The organism is Quadrisphaera setariae, assembly GCF_008041935.1.
Lineage (GTDB): Bacteria > Actinomycetota > Actinomycetes > Actinomycetales > Quadrisphaeraceae > Quadrisphaera > Quadrisphaera setariae.
Genome location: NZ_VKAC01000002.1, coordinates 49,998 through 66,914 on the forward strand (window position 1 = coordinate 49,998; position 16,917 = coordinate 66,914).

Below are 16,917 nucleotides of genomic sequence, written 5' to 3' on the forward strand. Positions count from 1 at the left end.
GGTGCGTCCTGGAGGGGGTATCGGGCGGGCGAGGGGGTGCCTTGACACGTACGGCGCAGGATTTCGCCACCCTGTCGGAGGAACCACCCCCGCGGGCGGAGGGGTCCGTCAGCGGCGGGGCAAGCGCGCCACGCCGTGCGGCAGGGGAGGCAGGCCCGCCGCGGCGCCGAGCAGCTGGGCCCAGGCCAGCACCGCGTCGCCGACGGCCTCGGGCACCTCGGACGGGCGCGGGCTGAAGGAGGCCCGCACCTCCAGCTCGCCGTCCACGGGGCGCGCGGCCAGCTGGCCGTAGGAGCGCGAGGTGGACGTGGTGACCGTCCCGCCGAGGGACCTCACGGGCAGGCCGTGGTCCTCCAGCGCCTCCACCAGCCAGCTCCACGCGACGTCGGCGAGGAGCGGGTCGTCGGCGTCCTCGGTGGCGGGGGAGCAGCGCGCCAGCACCACCACGCGCCACGGCCCGTCCCAGCCCTCCTGGCCGGCCGGGTCGTGCAGGAGCACGAAGCGGCCCTCTGCCACCTCGTCGCCGGCCTCGTCGAGCACGTCGGCGGACAGCGCCAGCGAGAACGGGGCCAGCGACCGCGGTCCGGGGCCCTCCTCCACCACGATCTCCGGGCGCAGCGCGGTGGCGCGGACCTGCTGCACCGCCGCGGCGAAGGCGGGGGGTGCTGCTGCCTGGCTGCCGGGGCCGGGCCCCTCGCCGCGCGCGTCCATGACCTCATCCTTCCCCACCGCTCGCGCGACCAGCACCTCCGGCGCCCCGGGCTGCGGCGATGATGGAGGGGTGAGCACCCCCGTCCCGCCGCTCGTCGCCGCCTGCCGCCAGGAGCCGGTGACCCGCACGCCGGTGTGGTTCATGCGCCAGGCCGGACGCTCCCTGCCCGAGTACAAGAGGGTGCGCGAGGGCGTCCCCATGCTCCAGGCCTGCACCACCCCCGACCTCGTCACCGAGATCACGATGCAGCCCGTGCGCCGCTACGGCGTCGACGGCGCCGTCCTCTACTCCGACATCGTGCTGCCGCTCAAGGCCGCCGGCGTCGACCTCGACATCGTGCCCGGCACCGGGCCGGTGGTCGCGAAGCCCGTGCGGACCGCCGCTGACGTCGACGCCCTGCCCGAGCTGCACCCCGACCAGCTCGAGCCCGTCGCGCAGGCCGTGCGCCAGCTGGTCGGCGAGCTGGGCGAGGTGCCGCTCATCGGCTTCGCGGGGGCCCCCTTCACCCTGGCCAGCTACCTCGTGGAGGGCGGCCCGAGCAAGGACCACGCCGCCACCAAGACCTTCATCCACACCGACCCGGGCCTGTGGCGCGCGCTGGCGGACAAGCTCGCGCGCACCTCCGCCACCTTCCTGCAGGTGCAGGTGGAGAACGGCGCCCGCGTGGTGCAGCTGTTCGACTCCTGGGCCGGGGCGCTCTGCCTGGCCGACTACCGCGCCCACGCGATGCCCGCCTCGGCCTCCGTGCTGGCCGCCGTCGGGGCTCTGCGCGGAGCTGACGGGCAGCCGGTGCCGCGCATCCACTTCGGGGTGGGGACGGGGGAGCTGCTCGGTGCCATGGGCGAGGCGGGTGCTGACGTCGTCGGCGTCGACTACCGCGTGAGCCTGCGCGACGCCGCGGTGCGGGCCCGCGCCGACGGCACGCGCCGGGCGCTGCAGGGCAACCTCGACCCGGCCCTGCTCGGCGCACCGCCGGCGGTGCTCGAGGCCGCCGTCGACGCCGTCCTGGACGACGCCGCCGCAGCCGTCGGCAGCCCGACGGCCGGAGGCCACGTCTTCAACCTCGGCCACGGGGTGCCGCCCACCACCGACCCGGACTCCCTGCTGCGCGTGGTGGAGCGGGTGCACGAGCGCACCTCGCGATGACCGGGCAGCCCCCGGTGCCGACGAGCGGACGGGCGCGACCGCGCGTCGTCGTCGTCGGGGGAGGGATCAGCGGGCTCGCCGCGGCGTGGGCCCTGGCCCAGGAGGACGTCGACGTCGTCCTCCTGGAAGCGGCACCGCGCGTCGGCGGGCCGCTGCAGACCGCAGAGCTGGCCGCCGGCACCACGCCGGTCACCGTGGACGTCGGCGCGGAGTCGCTGCTGGCCCGGCGCCCCGAGGCCGTCGAGCTGGCCCGCGAGGTCGGCCTGGCGCGCGACCTCGTGCAGCCGGCCACCACGCGCGCCGCCGTCGTCCTGCGGGGACAGCGCCACCCGGTGCCGCGCGGCACCGTCATGGGCGTCCCGGCGGACCCGGCGTCGATGGCGGGACTGCTCACCGCCGGCGAGGTCGCCCGCGCCGCAGCCGAGCGGCTCACGGAGCCGCTGGGGGAGGACGGCGACGTCGACGTCGCCTCCTTCGTGGCGGCCCGCCTCGGCAGCGCGGTGGTGGACGCCCTCGTCGAGCCGCTGCTGGGTGGCGTCTACGCGGGGCGCGCGTCGGGACTGTCCGTGCGGTCGGTGCTGCCCGCGCTGTGGCCGGCGGCGCGCGACGGCGCCTCGCTGCTCGAGGCGGTGCGCGCCGCCGCACGGGCCTCGCAGGCGGCGTCCTCGCCGTCCGCCCCGCCGGACGGCGGCGGCGCTCTCGGGCTGGTGGGCACGGCCGCCGGCGGCGGGGTGTTCGCCGGGGTGCGCGGAGGCGTCGGGCGGCTGCCGGGCGCCGTGGCGGCGTCGCTGGGCGGGCGGGGCGCTGAGGTGCGCACGTCGGCGCGGGTGAAGCGGCTGCGGCGGGTCGGCGGGGCCTGGCAGGTGGACGTGGAGGACCGCTGGACCGGTCTCGTGCGCCGCGAGGCGGCCGACGGCGTGGTGCTGGCCGTTCCGCCGCCAGCGGCTGCCGCGCTGCTGGCCGATGAGGCGCCGGACGCCTCCGCCGCGATGGCGCAGGTCGACGACGCCGGCCTCGCGCTCGTCACGCTGCTGCTGCCCCCGGGCTCGCTCGACGCGCTCGTCGACGACGAGGGCGACCCGCTGTCGGGGCTGCTCGTGCCGCCGTCGGAGGGCCGGCTGGTCAAGGCGGTGACCGCCTCGAGCCGCAAGTGGGCGTGGGTCGCCCGAGCGGCGGGCAGGGCCGCAGGCGAGGGCACCGAGGTGCTGCGGCTGTCGGTCGGGCGCCGCGGGGAGGGCGCCGTGCTGGCCCGGCCCGACGCGGCGCTGCTCGCGGCCGTCCTCGAGGACGGCGGCGAGCTCGTCGGGCACCGCCTCGACCCGCTGGCCTCGCTGGTCACCAGGTGGCCGGCGGCGCTGCCGCAGCCCGACGTGGGGCACGCCGCCCGCGTCGCCGCCGTCCAGCGAGACGTCGCGACTCTGCCCGGCCTGGCGCTGGCGGGCGCCGCCGTCGACGGCGTGGGCGTGCCCGCCTGCATCGCCGCCGCCCGGCGGGCGGCCGGCGTCGTCGTCGCCGACCTCCTGGCGACCCGACCGGGCTGACCGGGCACGAGGCGGCGGGGTGAGGATGGGGGCATGACCTCGCTGCAGCACCCCCCGGCGTCCGGCGCACCGGAGGCCGCCCTCACCACCGCCACCACCGCCACCGGGCTGCCGGACGGCCGCACCGCGCGGCAGATCGCCGACGAGATCAACCAGACCGTCCGCTACACGATGTGGTCGGTCTTCGCGCTGGACCCGTCCGCGCACACCGGCGGTGGGCTCGGCGGCGAGGCGGACCGCACGGCGGCCACCGCCGAGGTGGAGGCGCTGCTGCGCTCCCTCGGCGCCGCGGGCGGGGTCGAGGGGCACGACCTGGAGGTCCGCGGCTTCTACGACCTGTCCGGCATGCGCGCCGACGCCGACCTCATGGTCTGGTGGCACGCCTCCGACGTCGACCTGCTCCAGGAGGCCTACCGCCGCCTGCGCCGCACGGCGCTCGGGCGGCTGCTGCGGCCGGTGTGGTCCAGCGTGGGCGTGCACCGCACCGCGGAGTTCAACAAGGGCCACGTGCCGGCGTTCATGGCCGGTGAGGAGCCCCGGAAGTACCTCAACGTGTACCCCTTCGTGCGCTCCTACGAGTGGTACCTGCTCCCCGAGGACCAGCGCCGCACGATGCTGCGCGACCACGGCCTCGCGGCCCGCCCCTACCCGGACGTGCGCGCCAACACGGTCTCGGCGTTCGCCCTGGGCGACTACGAGTGGCTCCTCGCCTTCGAGGCCGACGAGCTGCACCGCATCGTCGACCTCATGCGCGACCTGCGGAACACCGAGGCCCGCCGCCACGTCCGCGAGGAGCTGCCCTTCTTCACCGGCCGCCGCGTGGAGCTGCGCGAGCTGGTCGACCTCCTCCCGTGACCACGGGCCTCCCGGCCACGGAGGAGCCCGTGCTGCTCAGCGACCACTGGTGGTGGCGGCCCGGCTGGCGCGTCGGGCGCCGCATGTGGACCTGGCACGTCACCTTCGACGGCGACCGCGGCGCTGACCTGCACGCTCTCGCCGCGGCGCACGCGCCGCTGCTCGACGTGCCCGGTCTCGACGTCGTCCCCGCGCCCTGGCTCCACCTGACGGTCCACGGTGTCGCCTTCACCGACGAGGTGGACGACGACGACGTCGACCGCGTGGTCGCCGCGGCGCGCACGCGCCTGGCCGCGCTCGAGGCCTTCGACGTCCAGCTCGGGCCGGCGGTCCTGCACGGCGGGGGCGCGCTGCTCCCCGCCGCGCCCGCCGAGCCCTTCCACGCTCTGCAGCGCGAGCTGCGGGCCGCCGTCGCCGACGTCCTCGGTCCCGACCGGGTCGAGGGCGACGGCGCCGGCTTCCGCCCCCACGTCTCGCTGGCCTACAGCAACCGCGCTTGGGACGCGACGGCGCTCGCGGAGCGGGTGCGCGCCGTGGAGCCGGCCGTCGCGCGCGTGCGTGTCAGCGAGGCGCAGCTCATCCGGCTCGGCCGCGACGAGCACCTCTACCGCTGGGACGCCGCCCACCCCGCGCCGCTGGGGCGCTCAGCGCGGTGAGCGGGTCATCGGCACGTGCGGGATGCCGTCCTCGAGGAACCCCGGCCCGCTGACCTCGAAGCCCCAGCGGGCGTACCAGCCCTCCAGGTGCGCCTGCGCGTCGAGCACCAGCGGCCGGTGGCCCTCGCGCGCGACCACGTCGTCCAGCAGCAGCCCCGCCAGCCCGTGCCCGCGCTCGGCCGGCGCCGTCACCACCCGGCCGACGCGCCGCGCGCCCGCGGGGTCCGCGTGCGCCGCGTCCGGGCCGGAGCGCCCGGCCAGCACCCGCAGGTACGCGCCGACGGCCGAGCCGCCGGGCCCGGCCACCCACAGGTGGTCGGCGTCGGGCTCGAGGTCGCGCCCGTCCAGCTCGGGGTAGGGGCACTCCTGCTCCACGACGAAGACGTCGACGCGCAGCTTGAGGACGGCGTAGGCCGTCGCGGGGTCGAGGTCTCGCCAGGCGGCGCGCTGCACGGCAGTTCCGGTCACCCGCCCATCCTGCGGCAGTCGCGCCGCTAGCCTCACGCGCATGTCGGTGCACGAGGCGGTCGCGGGGTTCGCGCTGGTGGCGGCGCTGCTGACGCTGGTGCCGGGGCTCGACACGGCGCTGGTGCTGCGCACGTCGCTCACCAGCCGGCGCCGCAGCGCCCTGGCCACAGCGGGTGGCATCCAGGTCGGCTGCCTGGCGTGGGGCGCGGCCGCGGCGCTGGGGGCCACCGCCGTGCTCGCGGCGTCGCAGACGGCGTACCGCGTGCTGACCCTGGCCGGCGCGGCCTACCTCCTGTGGACGGGCGTGCGCCTGCTCGTCGCGGGCTTCCGCAAGACCCCTCACGACGACGGCGCGCACGCCGGCCCCCGCCCCGCGGCCGGCGTCTCGGCCGGTCGCGGCTTCACCACCGGTCTGGTCACCAACCTGCTCAACCCCAAGGTCGGCGTCTTCTACCTCGCGACCATCCCGCAGTTCTCCGCCGTCGGCGTCCCGCCGCTGGCCATGGGCCTGCTGCTGGCGGGGGTGCACTGCGCCATCGGGGCGGTGTGGCTGAGCGCGCTGGTGATCGGCAGCTCCGCCCTGGGCCCGCGCATGGCGTCCACGTCGTTCGCGCGCTGGGTCGACAGGGTCACCGGCGGGGTGCTGGTGCTCTTCGGCGTCCGGGTGGCCCTGTCCGCCCGCGCCCTCTGACCTCCTCCACCACGCCGGAACCCAGCGTCCGCGGTCGGGAGAGGTTGCTCCGGGATGCGGCGCTCACTGGCGTGATCGTCGAGGGGGAGGGGCGGGTCACGAGGCGTTCACCTCGGCAGGGCAGGGTCGCGCGGTGACCACCACCACGGGTCTGCGGCGAGAGCTCGGGCTGCGCGACGCCGTCGTCGTCGGGCTGGGCGCCATGCTCGGCGCGGGCGTCTTCGGGGCCGTCGGCACCGCCGCCGCGGCCGTCGGCCCGTCAGCGCCCGGCCTGTTCGCGGCGCTCGCGCTCGCGGCGCTGGTCGCCACCTGCAACGCCACCTCCACGGCCCGGCTCGCCGGCCTGCACCCGCTCGCCGGGGGCGCGTACGCCTACGGGCGTCGTGAGCTGGGCCAGCGGTGGGGCTTCGCCGCCGGGTGGGCGTTCGTGGTCGGCAAGACCGCCAGCTGCGCCGCCATCGCCCTGGTGGCCGGCGCCGCGGTCTGGCCGGAGCACCCGGGTGTGCCAGCAGCCGTCGTGGTGGTGCTCTTCACCGCCCTAACGTGCGCGGGCGTGCAGCGCACCGCTCGCGTGACCGCGGTGCTCGTCGTCGTCGTCCTGGGGGTCCTCGCCGTGAGCCTCGGCGCGGCGGCCGGCGGCGGCCTCGACCTCTCCGGCCTCACCGGCGCCACCGCCGGAGCGGCGCCGCTCGGCGTGCTCCAGGCGGCGGGCCTGCTGTTCTTCGCCTTCGCCGGGTACGCGCGCATCGCGACGCTCGGCGAGGAGGTCCGCGACCCGGAGCGGACCATCGGCCGGGCCGTGGCGATCGCGCTGGCCGTGGTGCTCGTCGTCTACGCGGCGGTGGTCGTAGTCGTCCTCGGGGTGCTCGGGACGACGGCGACCGCCGCCAGCACCCTCCCGCTGCGCGACGCCGTGGCCGCCGGACCCGCCCCGCAGCTCGCGGTGCTCGTCACCGTCGGCGCTGCCGTCGCGGCGCTCGGGTCGCTGCTGACGGTGATGACCGGTGTCGGTCGGACGGCGCTCGCCATGGCCCGCGACCACGAGCTGCCCGCACCCCTGGCCGCCACCAGCCCGCGCAGCGGTGCGCCGGCGGTGGCGCAGCTGGCGGTCGGTGCCGTCGTCGTCGCGCTGGTCCTCACCACCGACCTGCGCGGCGCCATCGCCGCCAGCTCGACCGGTGTGCTCGTGTACTACGCCGTGGCCAACCTCGCAGCGTGGGCGCGCGCGGGACGCGACCCCCAGCGCCGCGCCTGGGAGCGACCGGTCGCGGGGCTGGGGCTGCTCGGCTGCCTCGTGCTGGTGGTGGCGCTGCCGCCCGCCGCCGTGGCCGCCGGACTGGCGGTGCTGGCGGCGGGCCTGGCCGGCCGCGCCCTCCTGCGGAGGGGGATCAGCCCTCGGCGCCGGGCTCCAGGTCGAGGCTGATCGAGTTGATGCAGTAGCGCTGGTCGGTGGGCGTGGGGAACCCCTCGCCCTCGAAGACGTGGCCCAGGTGCGAGCCGCAGGAGGCGCAGCGCACCTCGGTGCGCACCATCCCCAGCGACCTGTCGGTGATCAGCTCCACCGCGTCGGACTCGCTCGGCGCGTAGAACGACGGCCACCCGCAGTTCGAGTGGAACTTGGTGGTGGAGCGGAACAGCTCCGCGCTGCACGCCTTGCAGCGGTACACGCCCTCGGTCTCGGTGTCGGTGTACTCACCGACCCAGGCGCGCTCCGTGCCGGCCTCGCGCAGCACGCGGTACTCGGCGGGGGAGAGCTGCTGGCGCCACTCGGTGTCGGACTTGGCCACGGGGTACTGGCGGCTGGAGGTCGGGTGAGCGGTCATGCCCTGTCCAACACCCGTCGTCCGCGACGCGTTCCCCGGCGACGTCGCGGTGGCGGATCAGCCGACCTGGCCGGTGCCCGCGTACGTGTGCAGCACCGGCACGCCCAGCACCTCGCGGGCGCGGCTGGCCCAGTCGCGGTGGAACGTCTCCTCCACGGCGTGCGGCCGGGTCACCACGACCACCTCGCGCGCCCCGTGCTGCTGCACGGCGGCCTCCAGGGCGGGCACGGGGTCGTCGTCGGTGATGACGCCGTCGGCGTCGCGCCCGAGCGCCCGCAGCGCCGCGACCGTCGTGTCCAGCACCGTCGACGCCTCGGCCCGGGCGGTGTCCGCGTCACGCCGGCCGCCCTCGCGGACGGCCTCCACCGCCTCGCGCCAGTGCGCCAGGCTCAGCCTGTCGACCACCTCGGTGAGCACCGACCGCTTCGTGTCCGCCGGCACCAGGACCCGGTAGAGCAGGTGCTCGCCCTCGTGCAGCGCGAGCACCCGCTCCGCGTCGGGACCCTCCACCGGCTGCTCGGTGAGGACGACGACGACGGAAGGCTCGACCTCAGGGCTGGTCTCTGCGTTGATCCCGGACACGCCCCGGACGCTATCCGCCCGTGAGGACGTCCGCGAGGTCGTAGTCGGCCGGCACGTCGAGCTGGTCGAAGCGGCACGAGCCCGGGTCGCGGTCGGGCCTCCAGCGCGCCAGCTGCACGGTGTGGCGGAACCTGTCGCCCTCCAGCTGGTCGTACTTCACCTCGGCGACGAGGTCGGGCTGCAGGGGGATCCAGCTGGCGTCCTTGTCCGCCGCCGCGAACCGGTTCTTCTCGCCGGCCTGCCGCCGGGGCGCGCCGTCGTCGTCGCGCAGCACCAGCGGCTGCAGCTCCGCCTCGAGCTCGAGGCGCACCCTGTCGGTGAACGCGCTGGCTCCGCCGACCTGCCGCAGCTGGCCGTCGTCGTCGTGGAGGCCCAGCAGCAGGGAGCCCACGCCGGCGCCCGACTTGTGCACCCGGTAGCCGACGACGACGACGTCCGCTGTCCGCGCGTGCTTCACCTTGAGCATGACGCGCTTGCCGGGGGAGTAGGGGGCGGCCAGCGGCTTGGCCACCACGCCGTCCAGGCCGGCGCCCTCGAAGGTCTGGAGCCACTCCTGGGCCAGGGCGGCGTCGGTGGTGGTCCGGGTGAGGTGGACGGGCGCGGTGACGCCGCCGAGGGCCTGCTCGAGCGCGGTGCGGCGCTCGGAGAACGGGCGGGCCGTGAGGTCGTCGTCGGCCAGGGCCAGCAGGTCGAACGCCACGAACGAGGCGGGGGTCTGCTGCGACAGGAGCGTGATGCGGCTCGCGGCGGGGTGGATGCGCTGGGCGAGCGCCTCCCAGTCCAGGCGCTCGGCGCCGGGCTCGCCGCGGCGGACCACCACCTCGCCGTCCACGACGCATCGGTCGGGCAGCTGGGCCCGCAGGTGCGCGACCAGCTCGGGGAAGTACCGCGTCAGGGGCTTGGAGCCGCGGCTGCCGAGCTCCACCTCGTCACCGTCCTTGAAGACGATGCAGCGGAACCCGTCCCACTTCGGCTCGTAGAGCAGGCCGCCCGCCACGGAGCTCGGCGCGGGCACGGTGGTGACGTCCTTCACGCCCTTGGCCAGCATCGGCGCGACGGGCGGCATCACGGGCAGGTGCACGCCACCCAGCCTGCCCCCCTCGGCCCGTCCACTCACCGTGATCATGGGCGTCCACCACCCGCGTGGCGCAGCCGGCCCCGGCCGGAACCGCAGCCGGGCGCCCGGTCGCGGTTCCGGAGGGGGTGGGAACCGCGACCGGGCGCCCGGCTGCGAAGGGGGGGTCAGTCGACGCGGTGCAGCAGCGTCAGCGAGCGGTCCCGCACGAGGATCTGCTGGCCGGGCGCCAGGCCCCGCTTCTTGACGTGCTGCTCGGGGTCGGTGGAGAGCACGAGCTTCCAGCCGGGCAGCCCCTCGGCCTCGGGGTCGGTGCCGGAGTCCGTCCGCGTGGGCACGGTGAACTCCACGACGCCCTCGGAGCCGTTGACCATGAGCATGAACTCCTCGACGTCGTCCGCGCCGTCCGAGCGCGGACCCGTGAGGTGGATCGTCAGCGCCTTGTTGAGCGGCTCGGCCCAGTCGGCGTCGCCCATCTCCGGGCCGTCGGCGCGGCGCATCTCCACGTCGACGTCACCGAAGTGCCGCGGACGCAGCGCCGGGTGCTCGCGCCGCAGGGAGGTGAGCTCCTCGGTGAAGTCCACGAGCTCGGAGTCGACGGCGGACCAGTCGAACCAGGAGATCTCGCTGTCCTGGCAGTAGGCGTTGTTGTTGCCGCCCTGCGTGCGGCCCATCTCGTCGCCGCCGAGGACCATCGGGACGCCGTGCGACAGCAGCAGCGTGGCCAGCAGGTTCTTCCGCTGGCGGGTCCGCAGCTCGTTGATGCCGTCGTCGTCCGTCGGTCCTTCGGCGCCGCAGCCCCAGCTCTTGTTGTCGCTCTCGCCGTCGTTGTTGCCCTCGCCGTTCGCGTCGTTGTGCTTCGCGTCGTAGCTGGTGAGGTCGTGCAGCGTGAAGCCGTCGTGCGCGGTGATGAAGTTGATGCTGCACAGCGGGTCGCGACCGCCGGTGCCCGGTGCACCGCCGTAGATGTCGCCGGAGCCCGTCACGCGGTGCGCGAACGCGCCGAGCACGCCCTCCTCGCCGCGCCAGAAGTCGCGCACGTCGTCGCGGTACTTGCCGTTCCACTCGCTCCACCGCGCCGGGAAGCCGCCCACCTGGTAGCCGGCGGTGTCCCACGGCTCGGCGATCATCTTCACCGGTGCGAGCACCGGGTCCTGGTGGACCAGCGTCAGGAACGCGCTGTGCACGTCCATCTCGCCGCCCTGGCGGGTCAGCGTGGTGGCCAGGTCGAAGCGGAACCCGTCGACGTGCATCTCCTGCACCCAGTACCGCAGCGAGTCCATGACCAGCCCGAGCGCCGCGGGGTGGGAGGCGTTGAGGCTGTTGCCGGTGCCGGAGGTGTCGAAGTAGTGGCCCTCGTCGCCCTCCACCAGCCGGTAGAAGGAGCCGTTGTCGATGCCCTTGAGGCTGAAGGTGGGGCCCTGGTCGTTGCCCTCGGCGGTGTGGTTGTAGACGACGTCGAGGATCACCTCGAGCCCTGCGGCGTGCAGGTCCTTGACCATCTGCTTGAACTCGGCGACCTGCCCGCCGCCGTCCCCGGCGGCGGCGTACTCCCCGTGCGGCGCGAGGAACCCGATGGAGTTGTAGCCCCAGTAGTTGCGCAGGCCCTTCTCCTCCAGGTGGGAGTCCTGCACGAACTGGTGGACCGGCAGCAGCTCCACGCTGGTCACGCCGAGGCTCGTGAGGTAGCTCGTGATGGCGGGGTGGGCCAGGCCGGCGTAGGTCCCGCGGATCTCCTCGGGGACGTCGGGGTGGGTGTGCGTCAGGCCCTTGACGTGGGTCTCGTAGACCACCGTGCTGTGCAGCGGGGTCCGCGGGGGCGTGTCGTCGCCCCAGTCGAAGGACTCGTCGACGACGACGGAGCGCGGCACCGAGCCGGCGGAGTCGGCCTCGTTGAGCTTGGCGGCGTCGTCCCAGTGGTGCCCGAACACCTCCTCGCCGGCGCCGAAGGCGCCCTCGACCGCCCGGGCCCAGGGGTCGAGCAGCAGCTTGTGGGGGTTGTGCCGCAGGCCGCGCGCGGGGTCCCAGGCGCCGTGCACGCGGAACCCGTACCGCTGGCCGGCTCCGATGCCCGGGATGAAGCCGTGGAAGACGTGGCCGGACTTCTCCGGCAGCTCCACGCGCTCCTCCTTCCCGGACGCGTCGAACAGGCACAGCTCCACGGACTCGGCGGTCTCCGAGGGGAGCGCCACGTTGATGCCGCCGGCGCGCAGGGTCACGCCGAGCGGGTAGGGCAGGCCTGGCTCGACGCGGGATGCCAGCGGGCGGCTGGCGGAGCGGGTGCGGCGCGCCGGGCCCCTCGACGGCGCCTTCTTCGCGGAGCTCTTCGCGGTGCTGCGCTCGTCGGACGTCTTGTCGGACGTCTTGTCGGAGGTCTTCGCGGACGCCTTCGAGGGCGCGCTGGAGGAGGAGGAAGCGGGAGGGGTCACGCGCTGATCGTGGTGGTGCCCTCCGCGGCGCGCGACCCGGGAGTGACACCCGAGCACGGCCCGCGCACGTCCGGCGGACCGCTGGCAGGATCGGAGCATGAGCCGAACCACGCCGCTCGGCACCGGTCCCACCGCCCCGGTGGCGCTCGCGGTGCTGCTGGGGACGGCGGGCGCAGCCCACTTCGCGGCCCCGGGGCCGTTCGAGCGGATCGTGCCCCGGGCGCTGGGGCGCCCCGGCCCGTGGGTCGCGGCCTCCGGCGTCGCCGAGCTGGCGTGCGCCGGGGCCCTGCTGGCCCCGGGCACGCGCCGGTGGGCGGGCCTGGCCAGCGCCGTGCTGTTCGCCGCCGTCTACCCCGCCAACGTGACCATGGCCGTGCAGGCCCTGCGCAGCGAGCGGGCACCGGGCTGGTACCGGGCGGTGGCCCTGGCGCGCCTGCCGCTGCAGCTGCCCCTGGTGGCGTGGGGGCTGCGGGTGGCGTCCGCCGCGCCGCGGCGCGAGCCGCTCCTCGCGGCCCGGCCAGCAGCGGGGGGGCGTGCATGAGCACCACCGGAGCCCCCGGCGGGGGCGACGTCGCGGCCGCCGCTGTGCGCGCGGCGTCCCTGACCCGCGCCGTCGTCCGCAGCGCCGTGGTGGGCGGAGCCGTCGGGCTGGCGGCCTCGGCGGCGGCGTCGGCCCTGGCCACGCACTTCGCACGGCGCGTGGTGACGCCCGAGAAGGTCAGGGTCGACGACGTCCGCGTGCTCGCCGTCGAGCCCGACCGCGTGGTGCTCGCCGCCAGCGACCTCACCCTCGCGCCGGGCCGCTACGGCCTGTGGACCGACGGAGGGGCCACCCACTCCCAGCTCGGCGACGTCATCGGCGTGGACGAGCCCGGGACGGGCAGCAGCGGCGGCGCGGGGGCCGGTCGCGGCGCGGGCCGGGCCAGGACCGTGGTGCGCCACCTCATCGGCACCGACGCCGGCGCGCTGCGCCCCGGTCCCGGGCGCTGGAGCGGCTGGTTCCACACCGGCGACCCCGGCCGGGCGCTCGGGCTGCCCTTCGACGACGCGGTGGTCACCTCGCCGGTGGGTGAGCTGCCCGCCTGGCTGGTGCACCCCGCCGACGGCGAGCTGCGCGGCAAGGTCTGGGCGGTCCTCGTCCACGGCCGCGGTGGCACGCGCGAGGAGTGCCTGCGCGCACTGCCGGTGCTGCACCGCCTCGGCGTGCCCGCCCTCGTGCCCAGCTACCGCAACGACCCCGGCGTCCCCGCCAGCCCGTCGGGCCGCTACGGCCTGGGCGACACCGAGTGGGAGGACGTCGAGGCCGCCGTCCTGCACGCCCTCGACGCCGGCGCGCGCGAGGTCGTGCTCGTCGGGTGGTCGATGGGCGGGGCCATCGTGCTGTCGGCCCTGTCGCGCTCGTGGACGGCGGACCGGGTGCGCGCCGTGGTGCTCGACGGCCCGGTGCTCGACTGGCGCAGCGTGCTGCAGCACCAGGCGCGCGTCCACCGCGTGCCGCCGCCGCTGGGGCGTGCGGGCACCGCGCTCATGGGCTCGCCGCTCGCCCGAGCGGCGCTCGGCGTGGAGGGTCCCCTCGACCTGGACCGGCTCGACTGGGTCACGCGCGCGGAGGAGCTGCGCGTGCCGGTGCTCCTGCTGCACGGCGAGGCCGACGCGGTGGTCCCGGTGGGCTCCAGCCGCATGCTCGCCGCTGCCCGCCCCGACCTCGTGACGCTGCTCGAGTTCCCCGGCGCCGGGCACTGCCGGGAGTGGAACTCCGACCCCGACCGGTGGGAGCGCGAGGTCGCCCGGTTCCTCCTCGAGCACCTCTGACAGGTCAGCGGCGGCGGCTCTGCAGCAGCTGCACGACCCCGTAGACGGCCACGCCGGCGAAGACGGCCAGCAGCAGCGCCTTCAGCCACCCCGACATCTCGACCTGCCAGACCCCGTAGGCGAAGTAGCCGCCCAGGATGGCGAACCCGACGCCGACGAGGCGGCGCCGCGGGTCCGGACGGGGCTGGTAGGCCTGCTGCGACGGCTGGTCGGACGGCTGGTCGGAGGGCGGCGGGGGAGTGCTGGACACCCCAGCAGTCAAACAGGCGGCGGGGCCGCCGGGTGGTGCGTCCAGCAGGTGACGCGCAGATGACCAGTCCGTGGACGCGCGGAGCCCTCCGATTGGGTCAGAATGACCCCATGGCCCTCGGTACCCCGCCTGATGCGTCCGCGCCTCCAGTCGCCACCGTCGAGGTCCCGAGCCGCCGCCACCGCCACCGCGTGCTCCTCCTGGCCGCTGGCACCGCCGCCATCACCGGAGGTCTCGCGGTCATCGGGTCCGTCGCGCTGGGGATCCCCATGCGCGACCCGGACGGCTTCCTCGGTCCCGGCTGGGTGCGGATGCCCGCCATCGTGGCGATCTGCCTGCTCATCGACGTGCTGCCCCGCGCCGCGTGGCGCCTGCGGGGCCACCCGGACCTGCGCTCGCCGCGCGGCTTCGTGGAGTCCGTGCGCGACGTCGCCGTCGCCCGCTGGCCGTGGCGCCGCCTGGTGCCGGTGCTCGTGGCGGTCGCCAGCTTCTACATCACCTACGTCGGGTACCGGAACCTCAAGAACTTCCTCCCCTTCATCCACGAGGGCTCGCAGGACCTGGCCCTCGTGGCCAGCGACCGGCTGCTGGCGTTCGGCAACAACCCCGCCGAGGTCCTGCACGCAGTGCTCGGGACCGGGTTCTCCGCCCACGTGCTGTCGTTCGTGTACATGGGGTACCTGATCTTCGTCCCCGTCTCCGTGGCGGTGGCGCTGATCTTCTGGAAGCACCTGTCGCACGGTCTCTGGTACGTCACCGCGCTCTGCCTGAACTGGGCGCTCGGTGCCGCCAGCTACTACCTGATCCCGGCGTCCGGGCCGTTCTACGCCCTCCCCTGGGACTTCAGCGACCTCTCCCGCACCGACGTGACGGGGCTGCAGGCGGCGCTGGTGCGCAACCGCTCCATCGTCATGGCGGACCCCGACGTGTCCGGCACCGTCTCCGGCATCGCCGCGTTCGCGTCGCTCCACGTGTCCGTGGTCTTCACCGCCGCGCTGATCGTGCAGCTCATCCGCATGCCCAAGCTCGTGCGCCGCGCCATGTGGACCTTCTTCGTGCTGACGGTGCTGGCCACCATCTACTTCGGCTGGCACTACATCGTCGACGACCTGGCCGGCATGGCCATCGGCGGCATCGCCGTGTGGGCCGGCGCCTGGGCCACCGGCAACCTGCGCGACCCGAGCAAGCGACCCGAGGACGAGGACGACGTCGCCGGCAGTGCCGACGCCGTCGAGGCGCGCCGCCGGGCAGCACCGGTCGCCTGACGCACCAGGCACTCCGTCTGCTCGCAGAGCAGGACGACGAGGGGCCCCGGCCAGCCGGCCGGGGCCCCTCGTCGTCGTCCTGCCCCTCTGGGAAGCGGCGGCGGTCAGGCGGAGGCGCTCTCCCGCACCTGCCGCTTGATGCGGCCGAGCATGCCCGCCATGCCGCGCAGGCGCAGCGGGCTCACCGCGCGGGCCAGGCCCAGCCGGTCGCTGACGTCGTCGGGGACGGCGAGCAGCTCGGACGCGGGCAGCCCGTCCAGGCCCTCGACGAGGATCCCCGCGAAGCCGCGCGTGGTCGGGGCCTCCCGCGGGGCGGTCGCGAAGACGCGGACCGTGCGGTCCAGCGCCGGAGTGGCGTCGTCAGCGTCCTCGAGCTCGGTGACCACGAACACCGGTGACTGGCACTCCGGCACCGGCTCGAGCAGCTCGGGGTGCTCGCGGTAGCGCTCGGGCAGCTCGGGCAGGCCCTCGCTGAACTCCAGCAGCAGCTGCAGCCGTTCCCGCTCGCTGACGGCGGCGAAGTCGTCGACGACGTCGGCGAGCTTCGGGGGCAGGTCCTGGGCCGCGCTCACCGCGCTGACGGCGATCCCGGCTGGTCGCCGGTGGCGATCGGCACGCGCACGGCGTTGCCCCACTCGGTCCAGGAGCCGTCGTAGTTCTTCACGTCGTCGAAGCCCAGGAGGTGGTGGAGCACGAACCACGTGTGGCTGGAGCGCTCGCCGATGCGGCAGTAGGCGATGGTCGCGCGGTCGGCGGACAGGCCCTTCTCCTGGGCGTAGACGGCCTCGAGCTCGGCGCGGGTCTTGAAGCCGCCGTCCTCGGCCACCGCACGGGCCCACGGCACCGACTGGGCGCCGGGGATGTGCCCGCCGCGCAGCGCGCCCTCGTCCGGGTAGGCCGGCATCGAGGTGCGGGCGCCGGTGTACTCCTCGGGGGAGCGCACGTCCACCAGCTGCGGCGCCTCGGTGCGCAGGAAGGAGAGCACGTCGTCCTTGTAGGCGCGGATGCGGCTGTCGTCGCGCTCCACCACCGGGTAGTCCACGGTGGTCAGCGCGGGCGCGTCGGTGGTGTACTCGCGGCCCTCGGCCTCCCACTTCGTGCGGCCGCCGTCGAGCAGGCGCACGTCCTCGTGGCCGAACAGCGTGAACACCCACAGGGCGTAGGCCGCCCACCAGTTGTTCTTGTCGCCGTAGACGACCACGGTGGTGTCGCGGTCGATGCCGCGCTCACCCATGAGGCGCGCGAACGCCTCGCCGTCGACGTAGTCGCGGGTGACGGGGTCGTTGAGGTCGGTGTGCCAGTCGACCTTCACCGCACCGGGGATGTGCCCGGTCTCGTAGAGCAGCACGTCCTCGTCGCTCTCGACCACGACGAGCCCCGGCTCACCGAGGTGCTCGGCGAGCCACTCGGTGCTCACGAGCCGTTCCGGGTGGGCGTACTCCGCGAAGCGGGGCGAGGGGTCCGGGGCGATCCGCGGCGACGTCGTCTCAGCAGCCATGCCGTCGAGGTTAGGCGACGCCGGTGTGCTCTAACCAGCCAGGACAGCCTCACCCCGTCGCCCGCGACCGGTCCGGGGCCGTGGTCGTGCCGCGCCTGCTGGCGCATCCGGCCG

The 16,917-nt window shown here is 75.5% G+C and carries 18 protein-coding genes; 9 read left to right on the forward strand and 9 right to left on the reverse strand.

Features of this window, described 5'->3' with window-relative positions; all coding sequences use genetic code 11:
- Window positions 1-108: 108 nt before the first annotated feature.
- Window positions 109-711 carry a DUF3000 family protein gene (locus FMM08_RS03415; protein ID WP_147924971.1) on the reverse strand — a complete coding sequence of 201 codons (603 nt, stop codon included), beginning with the start codon at window positions 709-711 and terminating at the stop codon, window positions 109-111.
- Here FMM08_RS03415 and hemE point away from each other — a divergent pair.
- The 4 genes from hemE (at window position 710) to FMM08_RS03435 (ending at window position 4,910) form a co-directional block, all read left to right on the forward strand.
- Window positions 710-1,858 (forward strand): uroporphyrinogen decarboxylase, encoded by a 1,149-nt coding sequence (hemE, locus tag FMM08_RS03420; RefSeq protein ID WP_147924972.1) that lies wholly within the window; start codon window positions 710-712, stop codon window positions 1,856-1,858. The genes FMM08_RS03415 and hemE overlap by 2 nt on opposite strands.
- Window positions 1,855-3,399, forward strand: coding sequence for a protoporphyrinogen oxidase (gene hemG / locus FMM08_RS03425; protein ID WP_147924973.1), 1,545 nt, complete (start codon window positions 1,855-1,857; stop codon window positions 3,397-3,399). Before hemE ends, hemG begins: the two co-directional genes overlap by 4 nt.
- Window positions 3,400-3,570: 171 nt before the next feature.
- Window positions 3,571-4,254, forward strand: a complete 684-nt coding sequence (gene hemQ, locus FMM08_RS03430; RefSeq protein ID WP_439653546.1) for a hydrogen peroxide-dependent heme synthase — start codon at window positions 3,571-3,573, stop codon at window positions 4,252-4,254.
- Complete coding sequence (locus FMM08_RS03435; protein WP_222710367.1) at window positions 4,251-4,910, forward strand: 2'-5' RNA ligase family protein; 660 nt, start codon at window positions 4,251-4,253, stop codon at window positions 4,908-4,910. The genes hemQ and FMM08_RS03435 overlap by 4 nt, the downstream gene beginning before the upstream one ends.
- On the opposite strand, the gene FMM08_RS03440 is transcribed toward FMM08_RS03435, so the two are convergent.
- Window positions 4,899-5,378 carry a GNAT family N-acetyltransferase gene (locus FMM08_RS03440; protein ID WP_255471991.1) on the reverse strand — a complete coding sequence of 160 codons (480 nt, stop codon included), beginning with the start codon at window positions 5,376-5,378 and terminating at the stop codon, window positions 4,899-4,901. The two genes, FMM08_RS03435 and FMM08_RS03440, sit on opposite strands and share 12 nt — an antisense overlap.
- A 40-nt stretch (window positions 5,379-5,418) precedes the next feature.
- Here FMM08_RS03440 and FMM08_RS03445 point away from each other — a divergent pair, with 40 nt between their 5' ends.
- Together FMM08_RS03445 and FMM08_RS03450 are read left to right on the forward strand one after the other, a co-directional pair.
- Entirely contained in the window at window positions 5,419-6,069 is a 651-nt protein-coding gene (locus FMM08_RS03445) for a LysE family translocator (RefSeq protein ID WP_147924976.1), read from the forward strand.
- A gap of 133 nt (window positions 6,070-6,202) precedes the next feature.
- Window positions 6,203-7,492, forward strand: a complete 1,290-nt coding sequence (locus FMM08_RS03450; RefSeq protein WP_255471992.1) for an APC family permease — start codon at window positions 6,203-6,205, stop codon at window positions 7,490-7,492.
- Here FMM08_RS03450 and msrB read toward each other — a convergent pair.
- The 4 genes from msrB to glgX all read right to left on the reverse strand — a co-directional run bounded on the left by msrB (window position 7,458) and on the right by glgX (window position 11,810).
- Window positions 7,458-7,892, reverse strand: a complete 435-nt coding sequence (msrB, locus tag FMM08_RS03455; protein WP_147924977.1) for a peptide-methionine (R)-S-oxide reductase MsrB — start codon at window positions 7,890-7,892, stop codon at window positions 7,458-7,460. The two genes, FMM08_RS03450 and msrB, sit on opposite strands and share 35 nt — an antisense overlap.
- Window positions 7,893-7,949: 57 nt before the next feature.
- Window positions 7,950-8,474 (reverse strand): hypothetical protein, encoded by a 525-nt coding sequence (locus FMM08_RS03460; RefSeq protein WP_222710368.1) that lies wholly within the window; start codon window positions 8,472-8,474, stop codon window positions 7,950-7,952.
- Between the two features lie 10 nt (window positions 8,475-8,484).
- The gene (locus tag FMM08_RS03465) at window positions 8,485-9,540 is read right to left on the reverse strand and encodes an ATP-dependent DNA ligase (RefSeq protein ID WP_147925279.1); all 1,056 of its coding nucleotides are present in this window, start codon (window positions 9,538-9,540) and stop codon (window positions 8,485-8,487) included.
- 176 nt (window positions 9,541-9,716) lie between these two features.
- The gene (gene glgX / locus FMM08_RS03470; protein ID WP_369431661.1) at window positions 9,717-11,810 is read right to left on the reverse strand and encodes a glycogen debranching protein GlgX; all 2,094 of its coding nucleotides are present in this window, start codon (window positions 11,808-11,810) and stop codon (window positions 9,717-9,719) included.
- A 265-nt stretch (window positions 11,811-12,075) separates the two neighbouring features.
- On the opposite strand from glgX, the gene FMM08_RS03475 reads away from it, so the two are divergent.
- On the forward strand, window positions 12,076-12,519 hold the full coding sequence (locus FMM08_RS03475) for a DoxX family protein (RefSeq protein WP_147924979.1): 444 nt from the start codon (window positions 12,076-12,078) through the stop codon (window positions 12,517-12,519).
- The gene (locus tag FMM08_RS03480; RefSeq protein ID WP_147924980.1) at window positions 12,516-13,790 is read left to right on the forward strand and encodes an alpha/beta hydrolase family protein; all 1,275 of its coding nucleotides are present in this window, start codon (window positions 12,516-12,518) and stop codon (window positions 13,788-13,790) included. Before FMM08_RS03475 ends, FMM08_RS03480 begins: the two co-directional genes overlap by 4 nt.
- A gap of 4 nt (window positions 13,791-13,794) precedes the next feature.
- Here FMM08_RS03480 and FMM08_RS03485 read toward each other — a convergent pair whose 3' ends face one another.
- Window positions 13,795-14,040, reverse strand: coding sequence for a hypothetical protein (locus tag FMM08_RS03485; RefSeq protein WP_147924981.1), 246 nt, complete (start codon window positions 14,038-14,040; stop codon window positions 13,795-13,797).
- A 110-nt stretch (window positions 14,041-14,150) separates the two neighbouring features.
- Between FMM08_RS03485 and FMM08_RS03490 the strand changes: the two genes are divergently transcribed.
- On the forward strand, window positions 14,151-15,305 hold the full coding sequence (locus FMM08_RS03490) for a phosphatase PAP2 family protein (RefSeq protein WP_187279526.1): 1,155 nt from the start codon (window positions 14,151-14,153) through the stop codon (window positions 15,303-15,305).
- 104 nt (window positions 15,306-15,409) lie between these two features.
- On the opposite strand, the gene FMM08_RS03495 is transcribed toward FMM08_RS03490, so the two are convergent.
- Entirely contained in the window at window positions 15,410-15,877 is a 468-nt protein-coding gene (locus FMM08_RS03495) for a SufE family protein (protein ID WP_255471996.1), read from the reverse strand.
- The gene (locus FMM08_RS03500) at window positions 15,874-16,803 is read right to left on the reverse strand and encodes a sulfurtransferase (protein ID WP_147924983.1); all 930 of its coding nucleotides are present in this window, start codon (window positions 16,801-16,803) and stop codon (window positions 15,874-15,876) included. Before FMM08_RS03500 ends, FMM08_RS03495 begins: the two co-directional genes overlap by 4 nt.
- Window positions 16,804-16,917: the final 114 nt, after the last annotated feature.